The following is a 6,786-nucleotide window of genomic DNA, read 5'->3' as shown; positions in this document are numbered from 1 at the left end:
CAGCCTCACCGAGAGGCTGCTGTACTCCGTCGGGGTGATCGACGAGATCGGCAGCGTCGATCACGGCAGCACCCGGACCGACACCCTCGCGCTGGAGCGGCAGCGCGGCATCACCATCAAGTCCGCCGTCGTCTCCTTCCCCGTCGACGGCGCCACGGTCAACCTCATCGACACCCCCGGCCACCCGGACTTCATCGCCGAGGTGGAGCGGGTGCTCGGCGTGCTCGACGGCGCCGTGCTCGTCGTCTCGGCCGTCGAGGGCGTCCAGGCGCAGACCCGCGTCCTGATGCGGACCCTGCAGCGGCTGCGCATCCCGACCCTGCTGTTCGTGAACAAGATCGACCGCCGCGGGGCCGACGGCGAACGCGTCCTGCGCGCGATCCGGGAGCGGCTCACACCGGCGATCGTGCCGATGGGTGAGGCGCACGGCCCGGGGACGCCCGGGGCGCGCTTCGTCGCGGGGCTCGGGGCGGGGGCGGCGGACGTGCTCGCCGACCATGACGAGAGGCTGCTGGAGGAGTACGTCGAGCACGGCGCCCTGTCACCTTCCACCGTCCGCGAGGCCCTCGCCGCCCAGTCCCGCTCCGCCCTCGTCCACCCCGTCTACTTCGGCTCCGCCGTCACCGGGGCGGGCGTCGACGCCCTGATCTCCGGCATCCGGGACCTGCTGCCGCCGGCCGGCGGCGACCCCGACGGGCCGGTCTCGGGCACCGTCTTCAAGGTCGAACGCGGGCCGGCGGGGGAGAAGGTGGCCTACGCCCGGATGTTCTCCGGCACCCTGCGCGTCCGCGACCGCGTGCCCTTCGGGGAGGGGCGGGAGGGTGGCACGGTCCGCGAGACGGGCCGGGTCACCGCGGTCAGCGTCTTCGACCACGGCACCGACGTGCGCGTGGACGCCGTCCCGGCCGGCCGGATCGCCCGGCTGTGGGGGCTGGCCGACATCAGGATCGGCGACGCCCTCGGCGAACCCCGCAAGGACTGCGGGCACTTGTTCGCGCCGCCGACCCTGGAGACGGTCGTCGTGCCGGGCCCCGGTGCGGACGGTCGCCGGCTGCACACCGCCCTCACCCAGCTCGCCGAACAGGACCCGCTGATCGGCCTGCGCCACGACGAGGTGCGCCAGGAGCTGTCCGTGTCCCTGTACGGCGAGGTGCAGAAGGAGGTCGTCCAGGCCACCCTGGCCGACGAGTTCGGGCTCGACGTCGGTTTCCGCGAGTCCACGGTCATCTGTGTCGAGCGGCCGATCGGCACGGGCGCGGCGGTCGAGTTCAACAAGAAGGGCGCCAACCCCTTCCTCGCCACCGTCGGACTGCGCGTCGAGCCCGCCCCCGCCGGCACGGGCGTCGGCTTCCGGCTGGAGGTGGAGCTCGGCTCCATGCCGTACGCCTTCTTCAAGGCCGTCGAGGACACCGTCCGCGAGACCCTCGGACAGGGCCTGCACGGCTGGCAGGTCGGCGACTGCACCATCACCATGACCCACTGCGGCTACTCGCCCCGGCAGAGCCACGCCCACCAGGGCTTCGACAAGAGCATGTCGAGCACCGGCGCCGACTTCCGCGGGCTGACGCCGCTCGTCCTGATGGCGGCGCTGCGGCGGGCCGGCACCCGCGTCCTGGAGCCGATGCACCGCTTCCGCGTCGAGGCGCCTGCCGACACCCTGGGCGCCCTGCTGCCGGTGCTGGCCGCCTCGCGGGCCGTGCCCCGTACGACCGAGACGCGCGGAGCGGTCTGCGTGCTGGAGGGCGAGGTCCCGGCCGGAGAGGTGCACGTGCTCGGGCGGCGACTGCCCGGTCTCACGCGCGGGGAGGGCGAGTGGGAGAGCGCCTTCGACCACTACGCGCCGATCACCCACGGAACCGTTCCGGAACGCCCGCGCACCGACCACAACCCCCTCGACCGCAGGGAGTACCTGTTGAACGTGACGCGTCGAGTGGGCAGTTGAGGCGGCCGGGAAAGGCGCGTGCCGAAAAAACCTGAAACTTACTCAAGAGTCAGAAGTATTGACGGTGCCCGGAAAGGGTCAGACTGTAGTGGACATGCCGAATATCCGGACGCGTCTGCTCGTTGTCCTGGTTGTCCTCTTCGGATCTCTCGCGGTGGCGGGCGTCCCGTCCGCCACCGCCGCCACCCTCCCCGACTCCCTCTGGTTCGACGAGTCCCCCCTGACCGTGCAGAACGGCCGGTTCGTCGACGGAAACGGCCGCGAGGTCGTGCTGCGCGGCTACAACGTCTCCGGCGAGACCAAGCTGGAGGAGAACAGCGGCCTGCCCTTCGCCTCGGTCGCCGACGCCAGGAAGTCGGCCACCGCGCTGCGCGCCCTCGGCGGCGGCAACTCCGTCCGCTTCCTGCTGTCCTGGGCGTACGCCGAGCCCACCCGGGGCACGCTCGACACGGCCTACCTGGCCGCTGCCACCGACCAGATGCGGGCCTTCCTCGACGCCGGCATCCGCGTCTACCCCGACTTCCACCAGGACCTCTACTCCCGCCACCTGTTCAACTCGGGCAGCTGGTACACGGGCGACGGCGCCCCCAAGTGGGCCGTCGACCTGGGGAGTTATCCGCAGGAGTCGTGCGGCATCTGCCTCTTCTGGGGGCAGAACATCACCCAGAACCAGGCCGTGACCAAGGCGCAGTACGACTTCTGGCACAACGCCTACGGCGTGCAGGACTCCTTCCTGGACACCGCCCAGAAGACCATGGCCTACGTCCGGCAGCACCTCGGTGACGCGGAGTTCGCGGGCATCGTGGGCTTCGACCCCTACAACGAGCCCTACGCCGGCAGCTACGACTCGGGCCAGACCAGCCGCACCTGGGAACAGAACCTGCTGTGGCCCTTCTACCAGCGGTTCCGTGCCCGGATGGACGCGGCCGGCTGGCAGGACAAGCCCGCCTTCGTCGAGCCGAACCTCTTCTGGAACGCCAACATCGCCTCCCAGAAGCAGGAGGGCGGCCTGCTCGACGCGGGCACGCTCGGCTCGCGCTACGTCTTCAACACCCATTTCTACGACCAGAAGGCCATCTCCGGCATCCTGATGTGGGGCAACGCCTCCGACGGTCAGTACGCGAGCGACTTCGGCACGGTCCGTGACCGCGCCTCGGCCGCCGGAACGGCCGCCGTGGTCAGCGAGTTCGGCCATCCGCTGTCGGGATCGACGGCCGGCAAGGCCCCGACGGTCGACAAGGCGATGTACCAGGCACTCGACTCCCGTCAGCCAGGCTCGAGTTGGTGGAGCAACCCGTCCGCGTCCGGCCCGGTGCTCTCCGGCAACCAGTGGCAGTGGGACCTCTACAACGGCCGCCATCACGAGCTCATGAACGGCAATCCCGACAAGGTGCGGACCTCCGGGGACGCCTGGAACGACGAGGACCTCTCGGCGGTGAGGCTCGACGACTCGGGCGCGGTGACGCTTCGTCAGGACGCCCGGCTCCTCGACCGTGTCTACCCCGCCGCCACGGCCGGTACGACCCTCGCCTTCACCTACGAGGACCGCTCCCGTGACGGTTCGACGACCCTGACCTGGAACCCGGTGCCGAACTCGCTGCCGAACGTGGCGCAGTTGGTGGGCTCGGGCCAGTACGGGCTGCTGGTGTGGCGGTCGGGCGGCGGCTCGGCGCCCACGGAACTGCACCTGCCCGCCTCTTTCCCGACCGCCGGCACCACAGTCGTCTCCGACCTCGGTGCGGTGTACGGTCCACCGGCCTACACGGCCTCGGCCCCGGTCGCGGCGGCTCCCGAACCGGGCGGCACGGGCAGCCGGCGGCTGCTGCTGACCGACGCGGACTCGGGTGTCCTGCACTACGCGCTGGTCACCAACGGGGCGACGGCGCCCTCGGCGGCCCTGCTGTCCGCGGCGCGGTCCGAGCTGGCGTCCTGGGTGGCGGCCCGCTTCTGACCGGCTCGGCCCGTGCGACGGCGCCGGACCGTGCGGTCCGGCGCCGTCGGCGCGCGGTCAGCTCGCGGACGGACCCGTCCAGTCGGCCTGGACGTGGCCCAGCCGCACGCGCTGCGGGTGGTCGCCGACGGCCACGGACGTGACCTTCTGGCCGGTGGCGAAGTCGATCGCCGTGATCTGGTCGGCGCCGCTCTCGGAGATGACGCAGTCCTTGCCGTCACCGCTGACGGTGGCCCAGTACGGGGTGGACGCCGTGACGAGCGGCCCCTCCTGGAGGGTGGCCCGGTCGACGACGGTGGCGTAGTTGTCCATCGTCCCGGCGACGCACAGCTTGGTGCCGTCGGGGCTCATCGAGATGCCGTGGTGGCGCGAGTCCAGCAGCCAGGTGGTGCGGTCGGTGCTGGTCGCCGGGTTCGCGGGCAGCGTCTTGACCCGGGTGATCTTGTCGGTGGCGATGTCGTACTCCAGGAAGCCGTTGAAGAACGACACCTGGAAGTACATCTTCGACCAGTCGGGGGTGAACGCGGCCGGGCGGACCGCGTCGGAGAAGTTCTTCAGGCCGATCGCGTCCAGCCGGTCGCGCATGTCGATGGTCTTGACGGTCTTGTACGTGGTGGCGTCGACGACGGTGATGTGGCGGTCGCCCTTGGTCCAGTCCGCCGACGGGTCGTCGAGCGAGCTGGTGACCTCGCCGATCGACATGTTCCAGATGTACTTGCCGCCGTTGGTGAAGACGTTCTCGTGCGGCTTGTCCCCGGTGCCGAACTCCCCGAGTTCCTTGCCGGTGTTGATGTCCAGCACCTGCACCTTGTTCGCGGTGGACGCCGAGACCGCGACCCTGGTGCCGTCGGGGGAGACGGCCATGTGGTCGGCGCGGTAACCGGCCACCGGGAAGCGCCAGTTGATCTTGTCGGTGGCCAGGTCGATGGAGACGACGTCGGCGAAACTGGGCCGGGAGACCACCACCGACCGGCCGTCCGGGGTGGAGTACATGTCGTCGACGTACTGGTCGTGGCCCTGGCCGACCTGGTTGCGGATCGCCGTGTAGTAGATCCACTTGATGGGGTCGGCGTTGATCTCCGCGATGCGCTGCGCCTTGTCGGGGACGACGTTGATCTCCCCGACCTTGGCGAAGTCGCCGGAGGACTTCAGGACGGTGGCGGTGCCGTCCCAGTTGTTGCCCACGAACAGCACCTCGCGCAGCGCCGCGGACGAGTCCGCGGTGGCGGCGGTCGCGGGCACGGAGACGGTCAGGGCGAGGGCGGCGGCTACGGAGCAAAGGTGCCTGGATCTGAGGGCAGGCATGACTGCTCCCTCCTCTGGATGACGTGGCGACAGGGGCATGCCAAATGAAGACGGCTCGCGGAATCTGAAAACAACGGCGTTCAGACTCTTACTTACTGGAAAGTAAGGAAGGGGTGGCCTTCTCCACAAGACTGCGTACACGACAAAATCAAGGGATCACTCGACAGGGAGGTCCCGTGACGGGGAGGCTCAAGGCGCCGACCGGGCGGTACGGCGGCAAGTCCGCCGCTCAGCGGCAGGCCGAGCGGCGCGGCAGATTCCTGGACGCCGCACTCGAGCTGTTCGGCGCCGACCCCGGCTACCGGGCCACGACGGTGGCGGCGCTCAGCGAGGCCGCCGGGCTGTCCACCCGGCAGTTCTACGAGGAGTTCCGCACCCTGGAGGACGTACTGGCCGCCCTCCATCTGCAGGTCAACGGCTGGGCCGAGGAGGCGGTGGTGGCCGCGCTCGCAGAGTCCCGGGACCGGACGATCGACGAGCGCGTGACCGCGCTCTTCCGCGCCTACGCCGCGAACATCACCAGCGACCACCGCCGCATCCGGATCGCCTTCGTCGAGATCATCGGCGTCAGTCCGCGCATGGAGGAGCAGCGCCTGGCCCGCCGCGCCCACTGGGTCGACCTCATCTGCGCCGAGGCCGAGACGCTGGCCGCGCGCGGCGAGGCGGCGCCGCGCGACTACCGCCTCGCCGCGACGGCCTTCATCGGCAGCGTCAACGGCCTGCTGCACGACTGGAGCGCGGGGTGGGTGGACGCGACCCTGGACGAGGTCGTGGACGAACTGGTCCGCCAGCTGCTGGGCATCCTGCGGCCGCCGGGGTGGGAGCCCGCCGCCGGGTGAGGTCACCACGCACGACGGTCCGGCGCCTCAGAGCCGCCGCCCGCCCACCTCCCACTGAACCAGGGCCCGCTACAGCAGCGGTGCCACCAGCACGGTGACGGCCGCGGCCGCGGCGCATGCCAGCAGCCAGCCGGCCAGCAGGCGGCGCCGCAGACCGCGGTAGGCCTCCTCGTACTCGCCCCGCACCGCGCGGGCCCGCTCGGCCGTGAGCTCCCAGGAGGAGCGGGCGAGGGCGAGGTACTCCGCCTCGAAACGCCGCTCGATCTCCTCCCGTTGAGCCCGGGTCAGCCAGTCGAAGGGGGCGGTGAACCGCGCTGCGGCCGCGCGGCCGTCCCCACGGGCGGCGGCGATCAGCAGGTGCCCCTCGACCTCGTTGACCAGCACGCGCGCGTCCTCGCCCCTCATGACGTCGCCAACTCCCGCGCAGGCGCGGCATCCTGGCCGTGGTGCAGGTCGAACGCCGGGGACTCGGACCGGATGCGGGGCAGCGAGGCGAAGTTGTGGCGCGGGGGCGGGCAGGACGTCGCCCACTCCAGCGAACGGCCGTAACCCCACGGGTCGTCCACCTCGACCTTCTCGCCGTACTTCGCCGTCTTCCACACGTTGTAGAAGAACGGCAGGAACGACATGCCCAGCAGGAACGAGAAGACCGAGGACACCGTGTTGAGCGTGCTGAGCCCCTCCACCGCGAGATAGTCGGGAATGCGGCGCTGCATGCCCTCGGCGCCCAGCCAGTGCTGCACCAGGAA

5 protein-coding genes and 1 pseudogene are annotated in these 6,786 nt (G+C 70.8%); 3 read left to right on the top strand and 3 right to left on the bottom strand.

Annotation, left to right across the window (positions count from 1 at the left end):
- Both M8J74_RS42515 and M8J74_RS42510 read left to right on the top strand, forming a co-directional pair.
- On the top strand, nucleotides 1-1,942 hold a 1,942-nt coding region (locus tag M8J74_RS42515; protein ID WP_249841519.1), incomplete at its 5' end, for an elongation factor G.
- Nucleotides 1,943-2,036: 94 nt separating this feature from the next.
- Nucleotides 2,037-3,893 carry a cellulase family glycosylhydrolase gene (locus tag M8J74_RS42510; RefSeq protein ID WP_249841518.1) on the top strand — a complete coding sequence of 619 codons (1,857 nt, stop codon included), beginning with the start codon at nucleotides 2,037-2,039 and terminating at the stop codon, nucleotides 3,891-3,893.
- A 57-nt stretch (nucleotides 3,894-3,950) separates the two neighbouring features.
- Here the strand turns inward: M8J74_RS42510 and M8J74_RS42505 are convergent, their stop codons facing one another.
- Nucleotides 3,951-5,198, bottom strand: coding sequence for a YncE family protein (locus M8J74_RS42505; RefSeq protein WP_249841517.1), 1,248 nt, complete (start codon nucleotides 5,196-5,198; stop codon nucleotides 3,951-3,953).
- Between the two features lie 176 nt (nucleotides 5,199-5,374).
- Here M8J74_RS42505 and M8J74_RS42500 point away from each other — a divergent pair, with 176 nt between their 5' ends.
- Nucleotides 5,375-6,037, top strand: coding sequence for a TetR/AcrR family transcriptional regulator (locus M8J74_RS42500; protein ID WP_249841516.1), 663 nt, complete (start codon nucleotides 5,375-5,377; stop codon nucleotides 6,035-6,037).
- Between the two features lie 69 nt (nucleotides 6,038-6,106).
- Here M8J74_RS42500 and M8J74_RS42495 read toward each other — a convergent pair whose 3' ends face one another.
- Complete coding sequence (locus tag M8J74_RS42495) at nucleotides 6,107-6,442, bottom strand: hypothetical protein (RefSeq protein WP_249841515.1); 336 nt, start codon at nucleotides 6,440-6,442, stop codon at nucleotides 6,107-6,109.
- Nucleotides 6,439-6,786: pseudogene (locus M8J74_RS42490) on the bottom strand (aa3-type cytochrome oxidase subunit I); the annotation flags it as partial. The pseudogene M8J74_RS42490 and the gene M8J74_RS42495, both read right to left, overlap by 4 nt.

The organism is Streptomyces panaciradicis, from assembly GCF_023516615.1.
GTDB classification, from domain to species: domain Bacteria; phylum Actinomycetota; class Actinomycetes; order Streptomycetales; family Streptomycetaceae; genus Streptomyces; species Streptomyces panaciradicis.
The sequence above is the reverse complement of the archived record's forward strand: the minus strand, read 5'-3'. Positions and strand labels throughout refer to the sequence as shown.